Raw genomic sequence first — 24,879 nt, 5'->3', positions numbered from 1 at the left:
TTCTTTTCATTGTAAAATCCTCCGTTTCATTATTTGTTTTTGGAATCACGTTTCCTTTGATGATGTTACTATAACACAGGACTGTCTGGACATAGTTGGCAAGGACAGAGACATTTTTTTGCAAAAGAAAAATGCCCTGCATCAGGCAAGACATTTTTGCACCAAAAATCTGCTATTGATTTTTGTCATAATTGTGTATTATTGCGCATATGGATACACTGCCACATTACTTGCAGAATTTCACTGCCACATATATGCCGGTATGCAATCTGTTCTGCATTACTCTGTATCGTAATCTATATTGAGATATACTTCATCTCGTCTGTGGAAACCGCCGTCAATGATCACCTCATCAATATTATCCCTTGTAACGGCAACCGGTTCCAGCACCTTCGCCGGGATATCATAGCTTCCATCGCTCATGGTATCTGTCACATCTGACGGAATCTTTCCCTCTTCTGCCATCTTCACCGCATATTCAGCTGCCTGGCGTGCCAGATCTTCGATAGATTTAAATGCTGTCATGTACTGGGTTCCTTCCACAATACGCTGACATGCAGCCAGATCACCATCCTGGCCTACCACGATCACCTGTCCGGCAAGCTGGTTTTCCGCAAGAATCTGTATCACCTGGCTGGCAATATCATCATTTCCGCACATGATTCCCTTTACATCAGGATACTCTTCCAGTGCTTCCTCCACATAATCTGCTGCCAGCTCTGCGATCCAGCCCTCACAGTTGGCTTCGTAAACTACCTTCAGATCACTGTTTTTCAGAGTGTCTTCAAATCCCTCTTTTACCATGTCCACATTGTTATCTGAAGCAGAGCCCTGGATCATAAAAATCTTTCCGCCATCAGGGATCGCTTCCATCATGGACTGTGCCATGATCTCTCCGACTTTCCGGTTATCAAAGGAAATATACATGTCTGTATCCGCATCATTTACCATGCGGTCATAGGAGATCACCCTGATTCCTGCATTGTGGGCACGCTCCACAGCCTCAGATAATGCTTTGCAGTCTCTGGCAATGATCACGATCACGTCCATATGCTTCTTGATAAAATAGTCAATCTGGCTGATCTGCTCTTTTGTATCTGCTCCCGCATCCTGAACATTCACTTCCGCTCCCAGCTCCCTTGCTGTTGCCACGAATACATCCCTGTCACGAATCCACCTCTCAATAACAAAAGAATCCACTGTAAGACCGATCTGAATTTTCTTTTCACCACTGTCTTCCTCTGTATCGTTTTCCTGTGCAGCTGTCTGCTTTGTTTTTTCGGAAGCGCAGCCATTCAGCATCAATGTCAACAGACACAGCAAGATCAACAGCTTCCTAATCATTTTCCCCCCGCTCATATTGTCTACCTCAACTTCTCTCTGAATTCACTTGGTGTCACGCCTTCGTATTTCTTGAATATCCTGCTGAAATAATTGGGGTCGCTGTATCCGGATTCCGCACAGATCTCCTTGATGGAAAGCCCTGAATCCTTGAGAAGTTCTCTTGCATTCCGAAGCCGCACTTCTGTAAGATACTCGATAAAATTTCCTCCGGTCTCCTGCTTAAAAAGCTTGCTGAAATAATAAGGGCTGATATCCACCTCCCGTGACACCTCATCCAGTGAAATATCTTTTTTGTAATTGTCCCGAATATAGGACTTTGCTTTTTCGATAATAGAAACCGCTTCTTTTTCCCTTGCACTTTCCATGTTACTGCAGATTTCTGATGTTTTGCCTAGGAACCATTTTTTCATTCCTTCTATATCTGTATATTCCTGGATCTCATGAATATAATTTCTGCGGCAGCTGATCGCATATTTCACGGTACCTGCAAAAAAGGCCTTTTTTTCCACTCCCATCACAAGCTCCAGGATCTTGATGCGCATGTCCTCCAGATCTACTCCCGGCTGCTTCTCCATCCACCGGATAAATTCCTCGGCACAGCTTAAAGCTCCTGCCACATCCTTATCCATCACCCGCTTTTCATAGCGACGTTCCAAATCTCTTGGATATTCGCCGTCATATTTCTGTGCAGCCGGAACATCCTCAATATGTATAACATGGCTGGTGCTTTCCCGAAGTGCGATCATGGCCTCCTTGAAGGATTCTTTCATGGTGCTTCCCATCTCCTTCACCCGGCCGATACCACAGCGAAATTTACTGTCGATCCTGCTTTCCAGCTTATGTACCATGTTTCTGGTTCTTGTTACAACCTCCACACGTTCCTCATAGGACTCCCTGGAATTACGGTATGGAACAAGCAGTACAATACGGTTTCCCATAATGGGTCCTACCAGACATTCAAAAAATCCCTGAGCGATTTCCCGGAATGTGGAATAAAATTTGTTTGCCTTCACACTGGCCCCCACCGCATTGGTAAGAACGCCATTTTCCGTGGAATCCCCGAATTCAGCCACGATCATATATCCATATTCTTCCCGGATATCCAGAAGCTCCCTGTAATTATCCTGATATGTCTGAAAATCATCCTGCAGAAGAATATTATTGATATATCCGCTCTCAATCATGGGCACAACTGTCTCCAGCTTTTCACGGATACGGAGATCATCGCTTCGCTTCTGTCTTGTAGAATCTACCTTTTCCATAGCTTTGGAGCATATTTCCAGAATCACCTTTTTGTTTACCGGCTTGGTAAGAAATTCCATAACTCCAAGATTTACCGCTTCCTTGGCATAATTAAATTTATCATAGGCTGTAATGATCACAAAGACCACAGATCTGTTAAATTTCTGAATTTCCCGGATTGCCTGGATTCCACTTAAGCCCGGCATCTGAATGTCCATAAAGCAGATATCCGGCGGATATTTCTCCGCCTCCTCCACAACCACACGGCCTGTCTTGGCTGTATGGATCTCACATTCATTTCCATAGTTGGAACTTATAATATTTTTCAGGGATTCCAGCATGATCCCCTCATCATCAGCAATCAGGATTCTGTACATTTTTTTCGCTCCTCTCCAGAGGAATATTGATCACTACCTCTGTTCCCATTCCTTCACCTTCACTGTATATTTCCATTAATCCGTCCCGCTCATAATACAGTTCCAGACGGCTGATCACATTATTCATTCCGATTCCCGTGGAATCACCCTCGCCTGAACTGCTGTGGACTTTTTTTGACAGTACTCTTTGTATCTGTTCTCCGGTCATGCCCAGTCCGTTATCCCGAACACTGATCTCAATATGGTCGTTCCATCTCTCCACACTGAGATCAATATGTCCTTCCCAATCTATATTCCGGATTCCATGATTGACTGCGTTTTCCACAACCGGCTGCAGGATCATACTGGGAACACGTACATTTTCCACATCACATTCCACTTTTTTTGAAAAATGGATGTCCCCGGCAAACCGTACATTCAGAATATAAATGTAATTGTCCACAGCCTCCAGTTCTTCCTCCAGTGTGGCATCTTCCTCACCCTTCTTCACATTGTAGCGAAAAAAATCTGCCATCTTTTCCACAAAGATACTGGTTTTTTCTGCATCCTCCATCATTGCAAGCTGTACTCCTGCATTCAGGGAATTAAAAAGGAAATGCGGGTTGATCTGAGACTGGAGATACTTAAGCTGTGCCTCCTTGAGATGTGTTTCCATCAAAAGCTCCCTCTCTATCATCTGCTGTTCTTTTTCCATGCTGGCCTTTGTCCTGGCAATGTAAAGACCAAGATTATCCACCATGGTATTAAAGGCTCTTGTTACCGTTCCAAGCTCATCCCTGGAATCTGCTGGGGGCATCTTTACATTAAAATTCCCCTGACCTACCAGCTGTGCAGTTTCTGCCATATTAGTCAGCGGCAGGAACATCTCCCTTGTTGCCATGATCAGAAGGAACATTCCACAGATCACCACCAGAAGCATGATCATCATATTACTGATCTCCAGATATCTCATAACCGCCCGGAGAGCTGCATAAGTCTGGGAATTTTCTTTAAAAAGCTGCTTGTTCAGCTCATCCATAGAACTCTGGATATAACTGTAAAGCTCCAGACTTTCATCATATTCCTGCTTATATTTCTCCACATTCCTGCCTCTCTTGGCAGCTACAGTTCCTGCGGTACAGGAAAGATATGATTCCGACATCTTACGTATCTTCTTCTCCAGAAGTTTTACGGAATCATCAATATTCCGTTCATTTAACTTCTCCAGCTCCTGCCTGTATTTCGCCTCATTCTGATAATAATCCATCAGTGCCTGAGAGTTTTTTACCTTCAGATACTGGTACATACTGTCCTGCACATCGTCAAAAACCTGCCCAAGCTCTGTGATCTGGGCATTGCTGGCATACACATCATCCATCTCCTGCATGGAGTTGTTGATCCGCGCATAAAACAACATGTTGATGCTGAACAGTAAAACTGCCAGCACGCCAACCTCGATCATGATCTTGCTTACAAGAGAAAAGTCACTCCAACGGATCTTTTTCATCTGTGACTGCCTCCCTCCTCATCTTCTTCACTGCTGTTCTGTCAAGAAAATTAATGTCTACGTTGTAGAAAGAATTGGTTCTTCCATCTTCTATATAGCTGGTAACTGCCTCCACACTGTACTGTCCCAGCTGGGTCGTGTCCACATCACAGGTAACTGAAATAACACCTTTTTCAACTGCCGCCAGAATATCCTCAGATGTATAATAACCAATGATCTTCACTTTTCCTGCAAGGTTGAAATCCAGAATTGCCTGTCTTGCACACTCCGTTGTCTCCTCATCCATACACACAAGGATATCCGGAACATTCCGCTTCTGCTGAAAAATATCAGTAACTGCCTCCTCTGTTTCAAAGGTTCCTGTTGACAGAAGATTCCTTCCCTTGATCTCAATATCCTCAGACCCAGCTGCCATCTTCACCGCATTGCTGATCTGAGTGTATATCTGACTTTCGTTCATATCATCAATATCCCGTTTCTGCAGGATCAGGATCTTCTTCGTGTTCTCATCCACGTATTTGGCAACAATTTCCCCGTAAGCCATGCCAAGCTGATAATCGCTGACTCCCACAAAGCTCTGGCGGCGGCTGTGCACCGCATCACTCATGACTGTAACCACCGGTATTCCGTTTCTTACTGCAGTATTGATTGCTTCTTCCAGACCGGCTTCTCCATTATACTGCAGGATAATACCATCCGCCTTGGCCGCAATGCTCATATTCATATAATCAAGTTTATCATAGGATGTTCCTCTGTCCGGCCCCATGATCTCAAGCAGTACATTATTCTGAGCTGCTTTTTTCTTCGCACTGTCATATACTGCCTGCCAGAACTGGGAATCGGGGCTGTCCACGATCATGTCGTACTGGTATTTATATATTTTCTCTTCCTGTTTATCCAACCCTGCTTTTTCACTGATTCCTCTGTAATAGGATTCTCCTGTCACATAAGTAAGTACTATCACGGCAGCAAAGATCAGCAGGATACAAACTGATTTTTTCTTCATAGTACACTCCGTTCTGTTCCGCAAAATATTCCAGATCCAGTTTATCATAATTTCACAGAAAAGTCACTGTTTAACATGGATTTTCTGTGCACTTTCATGTTATATTAATAACTATAACCTTGCCAAAGGAGGCCGCAAGACATGACAAACGCAACCAAGCTTGCCCTGGAAGAATCCCTGAAACATCTGCTTCTTAAGAAGCCTTTAGATAAGATCACCATCAACGACCTGACTACGGACTGCGGGATCAGCCGCATGACTTTTTACTATCATTTCAAAGATATCTATGATCTTGTGGAGTGGTGCTGTCTGGAAGATGCCAGAATTGCCCTTCAGGGCAAAAAAACCTCTTCCACATGGCATGAAGGGCTTCTGCAGATCTTTGATGCCGTGATGGAAAACAAGCCGTTTATCTTAAATGTATACCGCTGCGTGGGGCGGGAACAGATCGAAAATTATCTGTTCCAGCTTACCTGCGATCTTCTTATGGGCGTGGTAACAGAAAAATCAAAAGATATCCCCATCACGGATGAACAGAAAATTTTTATCGCAGATCTGTATAAATACAGCTTTGTAGGGATCATGCTGGACTGGATCAAAAACGGCATGCGCGAAGATTATCGCGAAATCGCAGATGATACCGCAACCGCACTGTATGGAAGCATCGACAACGCCATCCGCAATTTTGCCGCCAGAAATAAAACAGCAGAAATGCATACAGAATAAAAACTTATCAAAACAGATATAATGATAAAAAACTGAACACTTTCGGTATTTTGTAAATAGAATCTTTTTTCCGGATGGGCTATCATAGCCTCAACAGCAACAAAGAACAGTTAATCCGATACAAACAGGTATCTCATTTACGAAAGGTGGATGTCATATGTCAGATAAAAAAGGATTCATGGGACTTGCAGCACTTGCGGCAGCCGGAGCCGGCGCAGCCATGCTGATGAAAAAAACAAGAGAGATCAACGAAGAGGAAAACCTCCATGTGAAAGAAACTACTGCAAACTACCGCAACACCGAGCGTGGAAAGCATGACAAAAACAGCAAAGGGATTTATTATTCCAACGGTAACTACGAAGCCTTTGCCCGTCCGGAAAAACCGGAAGGTGTGGACGACAAGCATGCCTACATTGTAGGAAGCGGTCTTGCTTCCCTGGCTGCTGCATGCTTCCTGGTAAGAGACGCACAGATGCCAGGTGATCATATCCACATCCTGGAAGCCATGGATATTGCCGGCGGTGCCTGCGATGGAATCTTTGATCCGTCCAGAGGCTATATCATGCGTGGCGGTCGTGAGATGGAAAACCATTTCGAGTGCCTGTGGGATCTTTTCCGCAGTATTCCTTCTCTTGAAAAACCGGGTGCTTCTGTTCTGGACGAATTCTACTGGCTGAACAAGCACGACCCGAACTATTCTCTCTGCCGTGCAACCGTCAACCGTGGACAGGATGCACATACCGACGGAAAATTTAACCTGAGCCAGAAGGGCTGCATGGAGATCATGAAGCTGTTTATGACAAAGGATGAGGATCTTTACGATAAAACCATCGAAGATGTATTTGATGATGAAGTGTTTGATTCCACCTTCTGGCTGTACTGGAGGACCATGTTCGCATTTGAAAACTGGCACAGTGCTCTGGAGATGAAGCTTTACTTCCAGCGTTTTATCCACCACATTGCAGGTCTTCCGGATTTCAGCGCCCTGAAATTCACCAAGTACAACCAGTACGAATCCCTGATTCTTCCCATGAAAAAATATCTGGAGGATGCAGGTGTTGACTTCCAGTTTAATACTGAGGTCACAAACGTGATCTTTAATTTTAAAGATGGCAAAAAGATCGCCACTGCTATCGAGTGCAAGGTAAAAGATGTGGAGCAGGGCATCCTTCTTACAGAAAATGATTATGTTTTCGTCACTAACGGAAGCTGTACAGAGGGCACGATCTACGGCGACCAGAACCATGCACCAAACGGTGATGCAGAGGTCCGTACTAGTGGTGTATGGTCTCTGTGGAAAAATATCGCAGCTCAGGATCCATCCTTCGGACATCCGGAAAAGTTCTGCTCAGACATTTCCAGAACAAACTGGGAATCCGCTACTGTCACCACTTTGGATGACCGTATTATCCCTTATATCACCAATATCTGCCAGCGTGACCCACGTACCGGCAAGGTTGTTACCGGTGGTATCGTAAGCTGCCAGGATTCCAAATGGCTCTTAAGCTGGACCATCAACCGTCAGGGACAGTTTAAAGAGCAGGATCCGAAGAAGGTCTGTGTATGGGTTTACGGACTGTTCACAGATGTTCCCGGTGATTATATCAAGAAACCGATGAAGGATTGTACCGGTAAGGAAATTACCGCCGAGTGGCTGTACCACCTGGGTGTTCCGGTAGATCAGATCGACGATATGGCAGAAAACAGCGCTGTCTGCGTTCCGACCATGATGCCGTACATCACCGCCTTCTTCATGCCGCGTACCAAAGGTGACCGCCCGGATGTTATCCCGGATGGCTGTGTAAACTTTGCATTCCTGGGCCAGTTTGCGGAAACTCCTCGTGATACCGTATTCACAACAGAATATTCCGTACGTACTGCAATGGAGGCTGTATACGGACTTTTCGGTGTAGACCGTGGGGTTCCGGAAGTATGGGGAAGCGTTTACGATATCCGTGAGCTTCTGGACAGCAGTGTGAAACTGATGGACGGAAAATCCCCGCTGGAGATCCAGCTGCCAGGGCCGCTGAATGCACTGAAGAAACCACTTCTGAATGTTGTGAAGGGTACTGTGATTGAGAAAGTACTGCGGGATCATGATGTGCTGAAAGATTATATGTAAGATATACAGCCTGCCAGGCAGATATTCTCAATCCGAAAATTAAGATTTGAACACAGTAACGGAGCCTCCGGTTCTATTCGTGCAGCAATCCCCCGGAAATACTTCTCGCGCGGTATTTCCGGGGGATTATTTTATTTTCTGATACTTATTTTCCCAGTGTTTCATTCATACTTCCGGAACGGAAGCCCTGAAGATCCAGAGTCACGTAAGAAAATCCCAATGTGCGGAATTTCTCTGTGATCTTTGTTCTTGTTTCATTATCTGCAATTTTCAGGATCTCTTCTTCCGGAACCTCGATCCTCGCCATGGTACCGTGGATGCGAACACGGAACTGATGGAATCCCAGATCCATCAGAAACTGCTCGGCCTGATCTACCATGTGAAGCTTTTCCTCGGTAATGGTCTCACCGTATACAAATCTGGAAGCAAGACAGGCAAAGGATGGCTTGTTCCAGGTTGGAAGATCCATGTCTTTTGACAGCTCCCGGATCTCTTCTTTATAGAGGCCTGCTTCCTGGAGCGGACTGCGGACCCCAAGCTCCTGGATAGCCCTTTTTCCCGGGCGGTAGTCGCCCAGATCATCCATGTTGGAACCTTCCACGATCATGTTCATATGGCGCGCCTTTGCAGCTTCCCAAAGTCTGGTAAAGATGGCTTTTTTGCAGATATAGCATCGGTCCGGCGGATTCTGGCGGAACCCCGGGATGTCGAATTCGTTGATCTTGCATATCTCCTGGCAAATGTGATTTTCCTGGCAGAAATCTTGCGTTTCTTTCAGTTCTCTGTCGGTGAAGGAGCATGGACATGCGGTAATGGCCATAGCTTTGTCGCCAAGTGTTTCCTGTGCAGCTTTCAGCAAAAATGTGGAGTCCACTCCACCGGAAAAAGCTACGGCTACACTTCCAAGGGAACGGAGGATTTCCTGGAGTTTTCTGTATTTTTTTTCAAGTGTGATGTTATCTGTTGCTGGCATATGTTCTGTCACCTCGTAATTTGTAAAATCTTATTTTTGCCGGATCCGAATCTGTAATTTTCAGATCTGTTCTTATTGACATGCTCTTGTAATGCTATGTGTGTATTATTTATTGTAAACGATACCTTTTTGCCATACAAGTATTTTTCTACCTGACAGATGTACTATGAAATTTATTAGTATCCTCTCTGTTTCCAAACATAATAAGACCGGAAATACAGCATATGCCATACTTCCAGTCTTTCTTTTTACAGTTATTACATTTCGATCACATCAAGATCATCCGGAACAAACAAATTTCCGTGATAATACTCTCTGCCTTCTGCTCCGTAAAGCTCTTTACGTTTCTTAATATTCTTATCCTCTGTGTGATACAGGACAAGATTCTTAACTCCAAGGTTCTCAGCCAGCTCACTGGCATCCTTAACTGTGGAGTGATGCTTCTCATATGGATTGAAGATATCACGCTGTCCATACAGACAGAATGCTTCGTGGAACATCCAGTCGCTGCCTTTTGCGTATTTCTCTTCACATTCATTGTATGGCTCGTCTCCGCAGCAGGTAAGTACCTTACCACCGTCATAGATCATCTGGAATCCGAACTGTTTCGCCTTGGTGGAACCGATATCAAAAAAGGTCACTTTCTTATTAAGAATTGTTTTTTCCTCGCCGTCTTTTACCTCGATCAGATGAAGTCTGTCACCGATGTACTGTGTCTCCTTCTTATTCAGAAGCTTAAATGCCATGTCTTTCAGAAGTCCGATCACTTCATCATGAGCATAGATGTTTGCCTCGCCCTGATAAGTGCCTTTTTTCATGTTCTGGCAAATGATGCGGATCACCCACACGATCCCCATGATATGGTCTACGTGCTTATGTGTAACAAAGATCTCATGAACATCCATCAGATCAACGCCAGCCTTCTTCAGCTGAGAAAGCACTGTATTTCCGCCGCCTCCGTCAACCAGAAAATGGCCGTACTCATCGCTGAGCACGAAACATGTATTGTAGCACTCTGTTACCAGTGCGTTACCTGTTCCAAGCATGGTTAATTTCATTCTGTTCTCCTCCTGTATAGCCCTGGTCATCAAACATTCAGCCACCCACCATTCTGCTCTCTGACACTCTGACCGGCTGTCTCTGGTCATATTACAGACACATATACAACCGTTTAATTTTTTGTTTTCTTATTTTTTCTGTGTTTTTCGTATCCAATGATAACATTATGAAGAAATATTTTCAATAAGATCCATTCATTTTCATAGCAGAAAAATCAATCCACAAATCTTCATAGATTCCTGTTTTCACAGAATCCAGTCCGGTGCTCCCTTGCATCCTCTGTCATCCAGTTTATCTGCATCGCAGATAACAGAAATATATAATATATGGATCCTGTACAAAAACAGGAGCAGTCACATGGCGTACCATGTCTGCTCCTGTTTTATATTTTTGTTATTCCAGCATCTCTATCTCTGTCTCAAAATACTGTTCCTGAAACCGGACCTGTTCTTTGATCTCCTGAGCTGTCATGGTCATATCTTCCGGAACTGCCACCCATTTGTCTTCCACATCATTAAGGCGGTGGATGATAGCTATCACTTTTCCTGTAAATTCTTTTACCGGGTGATCGATTCCCAGAACGTAAACGTCCTGTTCCTCACCGTCCGGAGCGATGATTCCTTCGATGTAGCCGTAATTTACCGGATAAAAAAGCTCTTTGTGTTCCGGATGATAACTGTTCATTGGACGGTCGATCATGATATGTACAAGCTGGCCCGGAGTCGGTTTCTTTTTTTCATAAATCATCTGCTTCATTTATATTCCTCTTTAAGCACATACAATAAATTAACAGATTTTTCTATTATGCCAGTAAATCGAAGATTTTTATTTCAATCCGTTCTTCGTTTTACCATATCTCAGACTCTACAGCCGCACGCTCAATGCCAAGACCCTTCATATATCGATCCATAAATGCATTGAATCCTTTCACGCCTTCTGCTTCCGGCGCCAGTGTGCTGCCTTCGTTTCCTTTGAAGACATCTTCATCCAGGAAATCCGCAAGGTCTTCGCCTTCTCTCCTGTTAATCAGATAGGAAGCCAGAAGTGCGATTCCCCAGGCTCCGCCTTCTCCTGCTGTGGACATTACAGATACCGGTGCATCTACCGCATCTGCAAGGATCTGCTGGCCGACCCCCTTTGTCTTAAAGAGGCCGCCGTGGCCCAGAAGCTTATCGATCTTTACATGCTCCTGATTCAGAAGGATATCCAGACCTACACGCATGGCGCCGAGGCAGGTGTAAAGATTATTTCGCATAAAGTTTGCCAGTGTAAATTTGCTCTCAGGAGAACGTACAAACAGTGGACGTCCCTCTTCAAAGCCGGTCATATGCTCGCCGGAGAAATAGCAGTAGGAAAGAAGTCCGCCACAGTCCGGGTCGCCTTCCATGGCTTTGTTATAAAGAGTTCCGAACAGTTTGTTCATATCTACTTCCATGCCCATAGCTTCTGCAAATTCCTTAAACACATTTACCCATGCGTTCAGATCCGAAGTACAGTTGTTGGAATGTGCCATGGCAACCGGGTCTCCTGCCGGAGTGGTAACCATGTCGATTTCTTTATACGGTTTGGAAAGTGCCTTCTCCAAGACGATCATGGCAAATACGGAAGTTCCTGCGGAAACATTTCCGGTACGCCGGCGGACACTGTTTGTGGCAACCATACCGGTTCCTGCGTCTCCCTCAGGCGGACACATCGGGATTCCAGCTTTCAGCTTTCCACTTACATCCAGAAGCTTTGCGCCTTCCTCAGTAAGAACTCCTGCATCCTGACCTGCCACCAGAGCTTTCGGCATAATATCGCGAAGCTTCCATGGGAAACCATAAGGTGCAACCAGTTCATCGAACTTCTGAACCATCTCCTCGTTATAGTCCTTCGTTTCACTGTCGATTGGGAACATACCTGCCGCATCACCGATACCAAGAACTCTTTTTCCGGTGAGTTTCCAATGCACATAGGCTTCCAGAGTGGTGATATAATCGATATCTTTTACATGCTCCTCACCGTTAAGGATCGCCTGATACAGGTGTGCGATGCTCCATCTCTGAGGGATATTGTAATGGAAAAGCTCTGCCAGCTTCTCAGAGGCTTCTCCTGTGATGTTGTTTCTCCAGGTACGGAACGGAACCATCAGCTCTCCCTCTTTATTAAACGGCATATAGCCATGCATCATGGCACTGACACCAAACGCACCTACGCTTGTAAGCTCCACTCCATATTTTTTCTGAACATCTTCTGCCATATCCTGGTAACTGCCCTGGAGACCTTTCCAGATCTCCTCCAGGCTGTATGTCCAGATACCATCCACATACTGATTCTCCCATTCATAGGCTCCGGATGCGATGGGCTGGTTCTTATCGTCCACCAGAACTGCCTTGATCCTTGTGGAACCAAACTCAATACCAAGAGCCGTGCGATTCTCAAGAATTGCTGTTTTTGCCTCATTTACTCCCATTGTAAAAAACCTCCCATATTATTTGCTGAAATACATGCTGTTCCATCTCAGCTCATTCTGCAGATTCCGGATCGTTGTATCGCCATCAATATAAACCGCTTCAATACCCATAGCTGCTGTTTTCCAGTCACCCTCGCCACCGAAGCCATAGCCTTTTTCCATCAGTCGCTGGATCGCAAGTCCCGGAAGCTGTTCCAGGGAGCCCAGATCACCAAAGTGTGTTACGATAGCCTGATATTTTTTCTCCTCGAGGAAGCGCTCAAAACCGATCTCGATCCCTGCCTGGACTGCTACATGCTTCTTAAATTCCTCAGGGTCACGTCCATCCAGAATCATATCGTATTTATTATAATATTCTTCTACCAGAACATCAATATCTCCCTGGCTTACATCCTGAACATATTCTGCGATCTCATTAACCGGATAAGCATCGATCTCCCAGTTTTTCCTGGGGATGGGTGATAGTGGTAATGCCCTGTCCCTGTCTTGCATATAGTGAATTATCATAGCCGGTTACCGCAACATCTTCCGGGATCCTTTTGCCCTGACGTTCCAGTTCTTCCATGACCTGGACAGCGATCTGTTGTTTTTATTATTTATCAAAAGTTCCATATAAAGAAAGGCCGGAACACCCTCTCCATTCTGGTGTTCCGGCCTTTATATGCTGCCTTGCATATTTATTTCAAAGTTTTTGCTGCCTTCCGATCATTTCCTGCCTTAGCGGTACATCTTCATATAATCCCCGTGTGCCTCGATCAGCTCATCACACATTGCCTGGATGTCTTTGATGTTCAGCTCTGCACCTGTGTGCGGGTCCATCATGGCTGCCTGATAGATTTTCTGGCGGTCTTTGATCACTGCTGCCTCAATAGCAAGGAGCTGCGGGCTGACATTGGATAAATTCATAGCTGCCAGCTGTGTAGGAAGCTTGCCCACTTTTACCGGATGTACACCGGTTCCGTCGATATAGCATGGAACCTCTACGCAGGCATCCGACGGAAGGTTATCGATGTAACCGTTGTTAAGAACATTTCCACCGATCTTGTACGGTGTGTTTGTAACAACAGCCTCCATGATATAAGAAGCATACTCTTTACTTCTCTCATGGCCGATCTTGCCATCCTTGAGGATATCCTCGCGCTCTTTTTCCCAGCCCTCGATCTGTTTGATACATCTTCTCGGATATTCGTCAAGCGGAATATTGAACTCCTCGATCATCTCCGGATATTTGGATTTAATGAAGAACGGATTATACTCTGCATTGTGCTCACTGGACTCTGTACAATAGTATCCAAGATGACGGATATACTCATAACGCACCATGTCCTCATGCTTCTCACCGGAGGTATTCTTCTCCTCGGCAATTCTGCGGATCTCCGGATACAGATCATTTCCGTCTTTGTCGTGGATCTCAAGGAGCCATGCCATGTGGTTGATACCTGCGATCAGCTCGGTACGTCCCTCAAGCTTGTCTTCCATTCCCATTCCCTCAAGAAGCTTCTGGGAGCAGACCTGAACGCTGTGACAGAGGCCTACAGTACGGATCTTTGTAAAACGCTGCATATAGCCGGTAAGCATTGCCATAGGGTTGGAGTAGTTCAGGAACAGAGTGTTCGGGCAGACTTCTTCCATATCCCGGGCAAACTCTTCCAGGACCGGAATGGTACGAAGTGCACGCATGATTCCGCCGATTCCCAGGGTATCTGCGATAGTCTGTTTAATGCCGTATTTCTTCGGGATCTCAAAGTCTGTAACTGTGCATGGCTCATATCCGCCTACCTGAATGGCGTTGACTACGAAATCTGCATCTCGAAGTGCATCTTTACGGTTCTCGGCACCGAGATAAGTTTTGATCACTGCGCGGTCCTCGTTTACGTTGTGGTTGATGGCACTTAAGATAATTCTGGAATCCTCCAGTCTCTTCTCGTCAATATCATAAAGTGCGATCTCGCTCTCGCAAAGTGCCGGTGTGCACATACAATCGCCAAGTACATTTCTTGCGAAAACCGTGCTTCCTGCTCCCATGAATGTAATTTTGATCATGTTCGTTTCCTCCTGTTTCCTTTGTTTGGTCTCTTATCCGGAATTCTTGTATTTTCTTTGGAATTCCTGATTTTCTGCTATTTTTGCGGTGCAGTCCCGCTTCGTTTTCTTTGTGATCTTATCATACTACCGGAAACTTGTTTAAAATATGTACTTTGATGTTAATAATTGTTGTTTTGTTGCATGAGATACCTGGAAGTAATTTTCTATAACATTTCTTATGACATAAAAAGCTCTCTGCCCGATACCAGAATTTTATATATTCCGGACCAGACAGAGAGTTCTTTTTTCTTTGTGAATATATCACAGAATCAGGACTCCGATTCCATATAATCGCCCTTCTTTCCCTTCACTACAAGTCTTCTCTTTTCTTCCTTGTATTCTCTCGGACTTCTTCCTGTTCTTGCCTTGAATACCTTGGAAAAAGCCAGCGGATCTCCATACCCTACTTTTGCAGCTACTTCACTGACCTGAATACCTCCATTTTTCAGAAGAGTCTTTGCCTTCTCGATACGAAGATTCATAAGATATTCCTGCGGCGAGCATCCGAGGCTTTTTTTAAACGAACTGGTAAGATAGCTCCGGTTGACGCCAATGCGGTCTGCCAGCTCATTGATCTTCAGCCGCTTGTCAAAGTTGGCTGCAATGTAATCCACTGCATGCTCCACATAAACGGAATTTGGATATCTGTGGGATGGGAGAAGCTTGCCTTCTCTCAGACATGCATCCCGGTTATCTGTGATCAGGTCAGAAAAAAGAAGCATCAGAAGTCCGTTCCGTTTCAGTTCATTTTCAAAAACGAGCTTGTTGGTCCGTACCATTGCATCAATATACTTCGCCGCATTTTCCATGCAGTGGATCCTTCGGACCGGATTTTCCCTGCTGAAGCCGCTTACATGGATCACTTCCTCTGCAGTCATTCCCTCAAATCCCACCCAGCGGTACGTCCAGGGATTATCCATGTCTGCCTCATACCAGGCCTCCACACTGGCTGGGATCAGAAATGCTTCTCCACCTGTCAGATGATACTGATGGCCATCCATCTCAAAAACTCCGCTTCCGGATTCCACGATATGAAGTACATGAGAGATCCTTTTATTTGGTCCAAATCGATGTCCCGGATCGCATTTTTCCCACCCACAATAAGTAAGACAGAGATCCACCGCACCTTTCTTTAAATTCTCCAGACATTTATAGCTGTCCGAGTTTGTAAAACCAACTGTGTGAAGCAACTTGTCACCTCCCTGATGTCATATATTATGTTTCCGCCTGTGAGCTGCTCCGCCACCCAATAACAGGCCGCCATATCCGGCGGCCTGTTATTTTTCTGGTCAGGCGGATGTTTTTCTGCAGATAATTTTTATTCCATCATTTACAGAAATCAGTCCTCTGCTTCAATTGTATACAATACAGAATGGAAATCACCGTTTGTCTTATTGCAGTAGTCACGATCAACCGGGATTCCTGCATACATCAGCTCATTTCCGTAAGCTTTCAGGCACTTATCTTCCCATTTTACTTTGTAAAGCTGATCCTCGTCAAGACCCTTGAAGCGCAGACGCATCCAGGAAGCATTGACCTTGTTCAGTCTTTCATAGTATCCGGCAACTGCCTGTTTTTTGTCTCTGGAAACAACCATCCATGCAGTATCATTTCCTTCGAACGGGCTTAAGATACGGTAGAAATCACCCTCCACCTGGATCAGGTCACGATGTTCCTTCATGAATTCCACCTGTGCCTTTACCTCTTCGATCTCTTTGGCACTTAAAAGGTTCAGATCCAGCTCATAGCCAAAGGTTCCGAAATATGCCACATTTGCTCTTGTAGAAAGCGGTGTGGTACGGTGCAGCTGATGATTCGGTACTGCTGATACATGAGATCCCATGCTGACGATCGGATAAACAAAGGAGGTACCGTACTGAATCTTTTCTCTCTCTGCTGCATCGGTATCATCACTGGTCCATGTCTGCGGTGCAAAATACAGCATTCCCGGATCAAATCTTGCTCCGCCGCTTGCGCAGGATTCAAAGAGGATGTCAGGGAATCTCTCTGTCAGTCTTGTATACAGCTCATATACACCAAGGATATATTTATGCATAGTCTTGCCCTGATCTGCTGCAGATGCGCCGCGGCTGAAAGGCTCGGACATGTAGCGGTTCATATCCCATTTAATGTAGGAAATGGAAGATTCCTCAATAACCTTGGAGATGGAATCATAAATAAAATCCACAACCTCAGATCTGGAAAAATCAAGAACGTGCTGATGTCTTGAGTGGGACTCAAAACGGTCCGGTGCTCCGATGAGCCAGTCCGGATGTGCTCTGTAGCAGTCGCTGTTCTTGTTTACCATCTCAAGCTCTACCCAGAGGCCAAATTTCAGGCCCATCTCCTCGATCTTGCGGGAAAGTCCGGAAATTCCGTTTGGAAGCTTATTCTTATTTACAAACCAGTCGCCAAGACCCTGGTAATCATCGTTTCTGGTTCCGAACCATCCGTCATCCAGAACGAAAAGCTCTACCCCAACCTCTTTGGCTTTTTTTGCAATATTGAGGATTTTTTCCTCATCAAAATCAAAATAGGTTGCCTCCCAGTTATTAAGAAGGATCGGGCGTGCATGATTTCTCCATTTTCCGCGCATCAGGCGGTCACGGTACAGTCTGTGGTAAGCCTGGCTCATTCCGTTTAAGCCCTTATCGCTGTATACCATAACGACCTCCGGAGTCTGGAATTCCTCATCTCTGGAAAGCTCCCAGGAAAATCCCTGTGGATTGATCCCCATCATAACTCGTGTCATCTCGTAGGTGGAAACCTCAACCTGTGCAAGGAAGTTTCCGCTGTACACAAAGCTGAAGCCGAAAACCTCGCCTGTATCTTCTGTTGTATGAGGACGCTTCAGCGCGATAAACGGATTCTGCTCAGAGCTGGAGCCGGTTCCTGCAAGACTCTGTACAGCCTGTGTACCCATCTCAAGTTTACGTGTTTTTACATAGCGCTCACGTGCCCACGCACCGGAAAGATGGATCATCTCATAATCCATATCCGGGAACTCCACTGCTGCACTCATCACGTTCTCAAGACGGATTTTCTGATCCCCTTTCTGAACAAGGCGTGCACTTCTTGTGATCACCGGATAATCTTCATATACAGAATAGGTAAGAACAAGATCTGTGTCCATCACAGGATCATGAAGTATGATGTCCAGAGATGTTGCTTCCTCATCGCTCTCTGTATAAGTTGCAGGAAGACCTGCAAGTTTCTTTTTGCCGCCATAGATCTCGTGGGAAACATATTTGAAATCTACGATCTCACTTCCGTTCTCCTGACGAACAGTAAGAGCGGGGCTTCTGAAATCACCGGTTCCGTAAACAGGATACTCCTGTTTGGTATACTGCATGGAAAGAAGTCCCGGTTCCGGAACACATACAGCCATCAGGGAACGCATGATCTCCTCGTGAAGATAACTGAAATCCTCTTTATCGCGGATAGCTTTTCCATAGTACAGATTCTCCATCTGGCCATTTTCCATGATACAGGTGATGTAGCTTAAATGTTTGTTATAAATGTGGAATGTCTTTGATCCCTCGTGAAATTTGATCGGCATAATTTTCTCCTTTTTTTCGTTTACTGCGGATAAAAATATCCGCCTCTTTCCTTAAGAATCATCAAATAACTGTGCATTTTGACATTTGCTTCGATAAAAATACCGCTGACAACCTCAATAACCAAATCCTCAGTTATATACATTGTCAGCGGTCTTGTATTACCTTATGTAATATTTCTGATTACAGTTTTCCACCGCTGGTAGCAATACCTTCGATAAACTGTTTCTGGAAGATCATGTAGATCACGATCATCGGAATGCAGGCGATCAGAGATGCAGCCATCAGTTCCGGGAATTTGGATACATACTGGCCCTGCATCTTTGCAAGTGCGGAAGAAAGTACCAGCATATCCTTATCTGTATTAACGATCATCGGCCACATCAGGTCTTTGAATGCGAATACAGCTGTGAAAATTCCAAGTGCAACCATACTGGATCTTGTAAGTGGTGCCATGATGTAAAGGAAGGTCTGACCGATGTTACATCCATCAAGTCTGGCAGCCTCCTCCAGATCCTTCGGCAGTCCCATGTATCCCTGTCTCAGAAGGAAAGTACCGAACGCAGTGACCATACCTGGGAATACAAGGGCAAAGATCGTATTCAGCATACCCATCTTGCTGACCATCAGGTACTGCGGGATGATGAAGATCTGTACCGGAACCATCATCTGGAACAGTACAAGACTAAAGCAGAGATCACGACCCTTGAAGTTCAGTCGTCCAAATGCATAACCTGCCATAGTTGCTGTAAGAACCGCACACACTACTCGGAAGAAGATCAGAAGCAGTGTATTCTTGTACAGAAGCAGGAAGTTCATATTATTGATAACAGAAATAAATGCGTCTTTTCTCCATATTTTCGGGAAAATGGTGAAAGGATCTACAGATGTTGCTTCCGTTACAGTTTTAAAAGCTGTCAGGATCATCCAGATAAATGGCACAAGCATCGTTATGGACACAATGATCAGTATGACATGTATTAAAATAGTGGTTAATTTCTTTTTTGTTTCCATACTATCCATGGTTAATCCCCCTTTTTAGTTGTAGAATACCCATTTCTTCTGACCGATCATCTGGAATACTGTCAGGATCATGGTGATAATAAGAAGTACTACTACGATCGTAGCGCCGTATCCCATGTTCTTATTGATAAATGCATATTTATAGAACAGATAAACCAGTGACTGAGTCTTGGTAAGTGCCGGGTTTGACTTGTCAATAACCATATAGATCAGGTCGAATACCTGCAGGGATCCAATTACACGTGTAACAAGTACAAAGAAAATAGTTGGCGACAGAAGCGGAATCGTAATGCTGAAGAATGCATTCACACCTGTAGCTCCGTCAATCTCTGCCGCTTCATAATAATCTCTCGGAATTTCCTGAAGTCCTGCCAGAAAAAGAACCATATTGTAACCGATGATAGACCATACACCGATGATCGCAACGGAAAATACTGCAATTTTCGGATCAGAAACCCAGTTTACATGAACATGGAAAACGTTATTGATAAGACCATAATCAGAGTTGAACAGCCATCTCCATACCATGGCTACCGCTGCCGGAGCTGCTACCATCGGAAGGAAGATGATGGTTCTGTAAATAGAACGGCCCTTCATCTTTCTGTTAAGAAGTACTGCAAGAACAAGTGCGATGACAATGGAAAAAGGAACCTCCACGATCGCATATTTGAATGTGTTGATCAGTGCCTGCCAGATCTCTTTATCTGCAAAAACCTTCTGATAGTTCTGTAAACCGATAAAGATATTTCCTTTACCAAAATCTCCTGTTTTGAAAAAGCTCTGGTAAATAGTCTGGAAGATCGGAATGATGTTCAATACGATCAATCCGATGGTTGTTGGGAGAATAAACAGCCAGCCCCAGAGGAACTCACTGCGCTCTCTCTTTGTCCGTGCCTGTGACTTGGTAGTTTTAGCCATAAGAATCACTCCTTCTATTCCTTCTATGTATGAGGCCGCTGCACCTGAGTGCGGCGGCCCCTCTCATTACTGCACTTAATTATCGGTGTTTCTTAATGCTTACTCCTCAGCCAGCTTCTCGTTCATCTGATCAGCCATCTGCTTGCAAGCCTCTTCCATTGTGATGTCGCCTGTGTATACGCCCTTAAGGATCTCGTTGTCCTCGTTCTCCCATGTTACAGTAGATTTGGAGTATGGACGGATCTCCATGTCATCCATCATGTTCAGATAAGCCTGAAGGTTGAAGTCTGCGGATTTAGCCCATGCATCAGATGTATCTTTGTATGCACTCATTGTAACACCAAGCTCAGCCTGTTTCTCCTGAGCCTCTTTGGATCCGAGGTACTCGATCAGCTGCCAAGCTTCGTCTGTGTGCTCACCGGAAGCAGATGCTGCCCATCCAAGTCCGTTGTATACGGAAGCTCTTCTGCCTGTCTCAGCGTTCTTAGGAAGCTCTACACAATCACAGTTCGCTGCTGTGTACTCATTCTCTTTAAATGCTGAAATCATCCAGGAGCCCTGGCATGTCATAGCGATCTTACCAGCCTCGAAAAGTACGTCCTCGTTGTTCTCGGACATTGTCTCAAGAGACGGGATCACGCCATCCTTGATCCATCCTTCCAATGTCTGCATAGCTGCGATCGTCTTCTCATCATCCCAGCCGGATTTTGTCTTGTCATCACTGATGATGTGTCCGCCGTTATCATAGATCAGGTTGTAGTATCCAGCCTGGTTGTTATCATTTCTCATTCCGAGACCATACTGGGAACCGTCATCCTTAGTAAGCTTCTTAGCTGCCTCTGTAACATCATCCCATGTCCAGTCAGCTGTCGGATAATCAAGTCCTGCCTCATCAAATAATGTCTTGTTGTACCAGAGAGCGATGGTATCTACGTCCTTCGGTACTGCAAAATATTTGTCATCGTATGTATACAGGCCCCAGATATCCTCCGGATAGTTCTCCGGATCGATCAGATCGCTGTCTTTGATCTTGTCGGTCAGATCAAGAAGCATATCGTTGGACATGTATCTCTCACTCTCATTGGAGTGCATCCAGAATACGTCCGGAAGGGAACCACCCTGTGCACCGGCCTCAAGCATTGTCCAGTACTCATCCCATTTAACAACGGAGATCTCTGTCTTGATTCCTGTCTTCTCTGTGAAGTCTGCGAGAATTTCTTTGATTCCCGGCTCCTGATTGGTGTCCCAGATGGATACGGAAAGTGTAACATCGTCACCTTTTGCATATACCGGAACTGCTGTCATTACCATGGCACCTGCTAACAATAATGCTGCTACTCTTTTGAAATTCATAACTTCTTCCTCCTTTTAAATCTTTCTTATTTTCCCTCTTTCTTTTGGTCAGTTTTTATATTTTTTCACGTCCCTGACCGTTGATATTATTATAATTGCACATGGAAAAATGATAAATGGATTATTGTCATTTCAACATGGAAAAATGTTACTTTTTATTCATTTTATCCATTTTTTGTTCATACTTAGTTAATTATTCGTCATTTTTACATGTTTTCTTTCATTTATTACATATATTTTCATATTTTTCACTATTTATGAGCATATTTTGGCACCCATTTATTTCCTTGTAGCAAAACCAACATTTTTACATATCTGTTTTTGTATGTTTTTACTAACTCAGCACATGTATAAATGTCATTTTCCAAAAAACACAATTTTCCTTTCCTAACATAATTCCATGCGTGCCATCATTTTCACATGTGCACGCAAAGTTCCATGTTTTTTTATACAGTCCCATAAACCGTGCTGATACTTATCTGCGTCCCCTCTCTTTACACACAATCAAAAACTATGCTAAGATTAGCTGTATCGGACTTTTCCCATATGGTCTGTTTTCATTTCTACATTTCTATATAAGGAGGTATTTCGTTATGAATCTTTTAAATGAAGATAATGTCGTCCATGTATTTCTCAACAAGCTGGGTGACATCGTGATCGCCAATCTTCTTTTTATTCTCTGCTGCATCCCCGTGATCACCATTGGGCCGTCACTAACTGCCCTTTATCACTGCATGATGCGTACAGTAAAAGGGAATAACAACGGCACAACGAAAACATTTTTCAGAGCTTTTAAGGAAAACTTCAAACAGTCACTGATCATATGGCTGCTGATCCTTGCTGCCGGAACCATGATCATCCTGAATATCCGCTTTCTGCTCCATGCAGAAGGAAGCGCTGCACATATGCTGTTTTATCTTTCTGTGGGGGTTCTGACTTTGCTGATAATTTTTACTTTATACATATTCCCGGTAATCGCAACCTTTGCCAATACACTGGGGGCACTTTGCAGAAATGCATTTCTGCTGGCATTTATGCATTTCCCCACAACGATCGCCATTGCGGTGATCACGATCTTTCCATTGTATATGACATATCTCGATGCAAAGCTGCAGCCACTTTACGCATGCTGCTGGTTTTTCTTTGGATTTGGACTTGTAGCTTTTATAAATTCGATGCTGTTGTATCGATTTTTTAAAAAGCTGCTTCCTCCGGAGGAGGATATTTCGCTTTTGTGATGAAAAGCTTGGGAAAATTGTTATTTATTTAGATATAGTATTTTTAGATATAGTATTTTCGCTTTTCAAAGCGGAGGAAATCTGCGAGGGGGAAAGCACTCAGAGTTGCGAAGCCCGTTTTTCCCCCTCGCGCTCCCCCTTTCCGGGCACGCTATATTGTCGTACACTGTGGGAATGTGTTAGTGTATTGGCACGGCGATGTATTCTACGGTATTGATGATGCTGCGCTATGCCGATGAGGATGCCGATGTATTCTACGGTATTGATAATGCTGCGCTATGCCGATGAGGATGCCGATGTATTCTACAATATCAATATCACATCTCGCCCCAGCGCCAATACATTACCACAACAACTCACCTCCAAGTCGACAGCGAAGCGCCTCGACCCATTCTTCCCCGGCAGGCCACAGGGAAACTCAGCCTTTCGTCCCAGTCATCCAGCGCAGCGCTGATGACCCATCCAACTCCCGGGAAACCACCTCACTTCCCACTCTGAACCAAATTCCCACTCCGTCTACTCATTTTCCTATCTGCTCTCTCCTTACTTGTAATCCCTCCGATAATCCAGAATTTTTACAGGAGGAATCAGATGCTATCTGCTCCCTCCTCACCTGTAATCCCTCCCGCCATCGCCACTCTATCCCTTCCGCCCTGAAAAGCCAGCCCGTGAGGCGTGTGCTGTCTGTCACCGGACTCTGCAGGAGGGGAGCTGCTTCTTAGGCGGCGGAAATCTGCGTTGCTTCAAAAATTCTCGCTGTCTGAGCGGCTTCAGACGCGAGTTCGAGAATTTTTGAAGCGGTTTTAGCAGAATTCCGGCGCCTTAGAAGCCAGCCCCCGACGAAGCCCCGGTGACAGACAGCACACGCCTCACGGGCGTCCCCTTTCCCCCTTTCCCATTGCCCTCCCCACCCCAATATTGTATAATCATCTCATACAACATCCACCCCATTTTGTAACCCAAAATTACATTTAGTTTTTGCTGCATAACAAAAAACAGGAGGCCCAACCAAATGAAAAAAGAACCCAACCCACAGCACACCCTCTCCGTCTACTTCTGCGGCCAGGAAGACTGCGGTCCGAACCACTCCTTCGGCCCGGCCATGCGCCCACACTACCTTCTCCACGTGATCTTCCACGGCAAAGGCATCTACCAGTGCAGCGGCCACACCTACCATCTGAAAGCAGGCGACGCCTTTCTCATCCGCCCCATGGACTCCATCTACTACCGCGCTGACAGCTCCGAACCCTGGAGTTATGCCTGGGCAGGCTTTGACGGCTCCGCCTGCAAAGAAATCCTGAAACAAACCGTATTTTCCGACACCCCAATCTTCACCCCGGAAACACCCTCCCGGCAAAACAGCCTCCTCACCCACATGCAAAGCCTACTTGACACCTTTTCCGAAAACAACGGAAACGACCTTGCCTCCACAGGAAACCTCCTCCTGATACTATCCGACATGCAAAAAAAGCCCTCCGAAAGCAGGACCGACATCTCAAACCTGTACTTTCAGAAAGCCTCCGAATACATCAGAAACAACTATGCCTACCCCATCCAGATCTCAGACGTGGCACACTACGTAGGAATCGACCGTTCCTATCTTTACCGAATCTTCATGGAACATGAAAACATCTCCCCAAAACAATATCTCCTGAAACACCGCCTCCAGATGGCAACCCAGCTTCTCTGCTCCTCCTCCTGCACCATCACAGAAGCAGCTCTCTCCTGCGGCTTCCGGGACGCTCCCTCCTTCTGCAACTACTTCCGCCAGGGAACCGGCTACACCCCAAAGGAATTCCGCAAAGCCTACAGCGGAACCATCTACACCTGACCAGACACCCGCACTCCGTCCTTTACCAGCCGGTCGGAAGATGATAGCTCCTAATCGCAGTTATAACAGCAGACCGAAACAATTCCA

General features: G+C 45.1%; 19 protein-coding genes and 1 pseudogene. 4 read left to right on the top strand and 16 right to left on the bottom strand.

The window, feature by feature from the left end:
- Positions 1-279: 279 nt before the first annotated feature.
- From AB5026_RS00960 to AB5026_RS00945, 4 genes are read right to left on the bottom strand one after another with little or no spacing between them, the layout of a single operon-like run.
- Complete coding sequence (locus AB5026_RS00960; RefSeq protein ID WP_242826998.1) at positions 280-1,323, bottom strand: sugar ABC transporter substrate-binding protein; 1,044 nt, start codon at positions 1,321-1,323, stop codon at positions 280-282.
- Positions 1,324-1,364: 41 nt separating this feature from the next.
- On the bottom strand, positions 1,365-2,963 hold the full coding sequence (locus tag AB5026_RS00955) for a response regulator (RefSeq protein ID WP_015526037.1): 1,599 nt from the start codon (positions 2,961-2,963) through the stop codon (positions 1,365-1,367).
- A complete protein-coding gene (locus AB5026_RS00950; protein ID WP_021650429.1) occupies positions 2,941-4,449 on the bottom strand; it encodes a histidine kinase in 1,509 nt (502 codons plus the stop codon). The genes AB5026_RS00955 and AB5026_RS00950 overlap by 23 nt, the downstream gene beginning before the upstream one ends.
- Positions 4,427-5,455 (bottom strand): substrate-binding domain-containing protein, encoded by a 1,029-nt coding sequence (locus tag AB5026_RS00945; protein ID WP_015526039.1) that lies wholly within the window; start codon positions 5,453-5,455, stop codon positions 4,427-4,429. Before AB5026_RS00945 ends, AB5026_RS00950 begins: the two co-directional genes overlap by 23 nt.
- A 141-nt stretch (positions 5,456-5,596) precedes the next feature.
- On the opposite strand from AB5026_RS00945, the gene AB5026_RS00940 reads away from it, so the two are divergent.
- Both AB5026_RS00940 and AB5026_RS00935 read left to right on the top strand, forming a co-directional pair.
- Positions 5,597-6,181 (top strand): TetR/AcrR family transcriptional regulator, encoded by a 585-nt coding sequence (locus tag AB5026_RS00940; protein WP_015526040.1) that lies wholly within the window; start codon positions 5,597-5,599, stop codon positions 6,179-6,181.
- Between the two features lie 157 nt (positions 6,182-6,338).
- Positions 6,339-8,303, top strand: a complete 1,965-nt coding sequence (locus AB5026_RS00935) for an oleate hydratase (RefSeq protein ID WP_303005513.1) — start codon at positions 6,339-6,341, stop codon at positions 8,301-8,303.
- Positions 8,304-8,448: 145 nt separating this feature from the next.
- Here AB5026_RS00935 and larE read toward each other — a convergent pair whose 3' ends face one another.
- The 12 genes and pseudogenes from larE to AB5026_RS00875 all read right to left on the bottom strand — a co-directional run bounded on the left by larE (position 8,449) and on the right by AB5026_RS00875 (position 21,723).
- Positions 8,449-9,276, bottom strand: a complete 828-nt coding sequence (larE, locus tag AB5026_RS00930) for an ATP-dependent sacrificial sulfur transferase LarE (protein ID WP_178016029.1) — start codon at positions 9,274-9,276, stop codon at positions 8,449-8,451.
- A gap of 257 nt (positions 9,277-9,533) precedes the next feature.
- Positions 9,534-10,334, bottom strand: coding sequence for an MBL fold metallo-hydrolase (locus AB5026_RS00925; protein ID WP_022426660.1), 801 nt, complete (start codon positions 10,332-10,334; stop codon positions 9,534-9,536).
- Between the two features lie 394 nt (positions 10,335-10,728).
- The gene (locus AB5026_RS00920) at positions 10,729-11,091 is read right to left on the bottom strand and encodes an inorganic diphosphatase (RefSeq protein ID WP_243874191.1); all 363 of its coding nucleotides are present in this window, start codon (positions 11,089-11,091) and stop codon (positions 10,729-10,731) included.
- A 91-nt stretch (positions 11,092-11,182) separates the two neighbouring features.
- Entirely contained in the window at positions 11,183-12,733 is a 1,551-nt protein-coding gene (locus AB5026_RS00915; RefSeq protein WP_235812425.1) for an FGGY-family carbohydrate kinase, read from the bottom strand.
- Between the two features lie 9 nt (positions 12,734-12,742).
- Positions 12,743-13,228: pseudogene (locus AB5026_RS00910) on the bottom strand (hypothetical protein); the annotation flags it as partial.
- On the bottom strand, positions 13,203-13,352 hold the full coding sequence (locus AB5026_RS00905) for a substrate-binding domain-containing protein (RefSeq protein ID WP_256137108.1): 150 nt from the start codon (positions 13,350-13,352) through the stop codon (positions 13,203-13,205). The pseudogene AB5026_RS00910 and the gene AB5026_RS00905, both read right to left, overlap by 26 nt.
- 152 nt (positions 13,353-13,504) lie before the next feature.
- A complete protein-coding gene (locus tag AB5026_RS00900) occupies positions 13,505-14,830 on the bottom strand; it encodes an alpha-glucosidase/alpha-galactosidase (protein WP_368212607.1) in 1,326 nt (441 codons plus the stop codon).
- Positions 14,831-15,141: 311 nt separating this feature from the next.
- Entirely contained in the window at positions 15,142-16,062 is a 921-nt protein-coding gene (locus tag AB5026_RS00895) for an AraC family transcriptional regulator (RefSeq protein ID WP_118608115.1), read from the bottom strand.
- Between the two features lie 149 nt (positions 16,063-16,211).
- Positions 16,212-18,431, bottom strand: a complete 2,220-nt coding sequence (locus AB5026_RS00890) for an alpha-galactosidase (protein WP_368212606.1) — start codon at positions 18,429-18,431, stop codon at positions 16,212-16,214.
- A gap of 181 nt (positions 18,432-18,612) precedes the next feature.
- Positions 18,613-19,452: a carbohydrate ABC transporter permease gene (locus tag AB5026_RS00885; protein WP_173723293.1), complete on the bottom strand. Its 840-nt coding sequence runs from the start codon at positions 19,450-19,452 to the stop codon at positions 18,613-18,615.
- 15 nt (positions 19,453-19,467) lie between these two features.
- On the bottom strand, positions 19,468-20,370 hold the full coding sequence (locus tag AB5026_RS00880) for a carbohydrate ABC transporter permease (protein WP_173723295.1): 903 nt from the start codon (positions 20,368-20,370) through the stop codon (positions 19,468-19,470).
- Between the two features lie 99 nt (positions 20,371-20,469).
- A complete protein-coding gene (locus AB5026_RS00875; protein WP_195274713.1) occupies positions 20,470-21,723 on the bottom strand; it encodes a sugar ABC transporter substrate-binding protein in 1,254 nt (417 codons plus the stop codon).
- Positions 21,724-22,316: 593 nt separating this feature from the next.
- On the opposite strand from AB5026_RS00875, the gene AB5026_RS00870 reads away from it, so the two are divergent.
- A complete protein-coding gene (locus AB5026_RS00870; protein ID WP_059086770.1) occupies positions 22,317-22,961 on the top strand; it encodes a YesL family protein in 645 nt (214 codons plus the stop codon).
- Between the two features lie 1,012 nt (positions 22,962-23,973).
- On the top strand, positions 23,974-24,792 hold the full coding sequence (locus tag AB5026_RS00865; RefSeq protein WP_368212605.1) for an AraC family ligand binding domain-containing protein: 819 nt from the start codon (positions 23,974-23,976) through the stop codon (positions 24,790-24,792).
- Positions 24,793-24,879: the final 87 nt, after the last annotated feature.

The sequence above is a fragment of the Blautia sp. RTP21359st1_E11_RTP21359_211015 genome (genome assembly GCF_040910705.1).
GTDB lineage: Bacteria > Bacillota > Clostridia > Lachnospirales > Lachnospiraceae > Blautia_A > Blautia_A fusiformis.
Note: the sequence above shows the minus strand (reverse complement) of the source record. Positions and strands in the feature narration are given on the sequence as shown.

Excerpts from the sequence above, each read along its gene's own strand:
- AB5026_RS00955 (WP_015526037.1), bottom strand. The coding sequence starts at position 2,963 with ATGTACAGAATCCTGATTGCTGATGATGAGGGGATCATGCTGGAATCC.
- AB5026_RS00950 (WP_021650429.1), bottom strand. The coding sequence starts at position 4,449 with ATGAAAAAGATCCGTTGGAGTGACTTTTCTCTTGTAAGCAAGATCATG.
- AB5026_RS00945 (WP_015526039.1), bottom strand. The coding sequence starts at position 5,455 with ATGAAGAAAAAATCAGTTTGTATCCTGCTGATCTTTGCTGCCGTGATA.
- AB5026_RS00940 (WP_015526040.1), top strand. The coding sequence starts at position 5,597 with ATGACAAACGCAACCAAGCTTGCCCTGGAAGAATCCCTGAAACATCTG.
- AB5026_RS00935 (WP_303005513.1), top strand. The coding sequence starts at position 6,339 with ATGTCAGATAAAAAAGGATTCATGGGACTTGCAGCACTTGCGGCAGCC.
- larE (WP_178016029.1), bottom strand. The coding sequence starts at position 9,276 with ATGCCAGCAACAGATAACATCACACTTGAAAAAAAATACAGAAAACTC.
- AB5026_RS00925 (WP_022426660.1), bottom strand. The coding sequence starts at position 10,334 with ATGAAATTAACCATGCTTGGAACAGGTAACGCACTGGTAACAGAGTGC.
- AB5026_RS00920 (WP_243874191.1), bottom strand. The coding sequence starts at position 11,091 with ATGAAGCAGATGATTTATGAAAAAAAGAAACCGACTCCGGGCCAGCTT.
- AB5026_RS00905 (WP_256137108.1), bottom strand. The coding sequence starts at position 13,352 with ATGGAAGAACTGGAACGTCAGGGCAAAAGGATCCCGGAAGATGTTGCG.
- AB5026_RS00900 (WP_368212607.1), bottom strand. The coding sequence starts at position 14,830 with ATGATCAAAATTACATTCATGGGAGCAGGAAGCACGGTTTTCGCAAGA.
- AB5026_RS00890 (WP_368212606.1), bottom strand. The coding sequence starts at position 18,431 with ATGCCGATCAAATTTCACGAGGGATCAAAGACATTCCACATTTATAAC.
- AB5026_RS00885 (WP_173723293.1), bottom strand. The coding sequence starts at position 19,452 with ATGGATAGTATGGAAACAAAAAAGAAATTAACCACTATTTTAATACAT.
- AB5026_RS00880 (WP_173723295.1), bottom strand. The coding sequence starts at position 20,370 with ATGGCTAAAACTACCAAGTCACAGGCACGGACAAAGAGAGAGCGCAGT.
- AB5026_RS00875 (WP_195274713.1), bottom strand. The coding sequence starts at position 21,723 with ATGAATTTCAAAAGAGTAGCAGCATTATTGTTAGCAGGTGCCATGGTA.
- AB5026_RS00870 (WP_059086770.1), top strand. The coding sequence starts at position 22,317 with ATGAATCTTTTAAATGAAGATAATGTCGTCCATGTATTTCTCAACAAG.
- AB5026_RS00865 (WP_368212605.1), top strand. The coding sequence starts at position 23,974 with ATGAAAAAAGAACCCAACCCACAGCACACCCTCTCCGTCTACTTCTGC.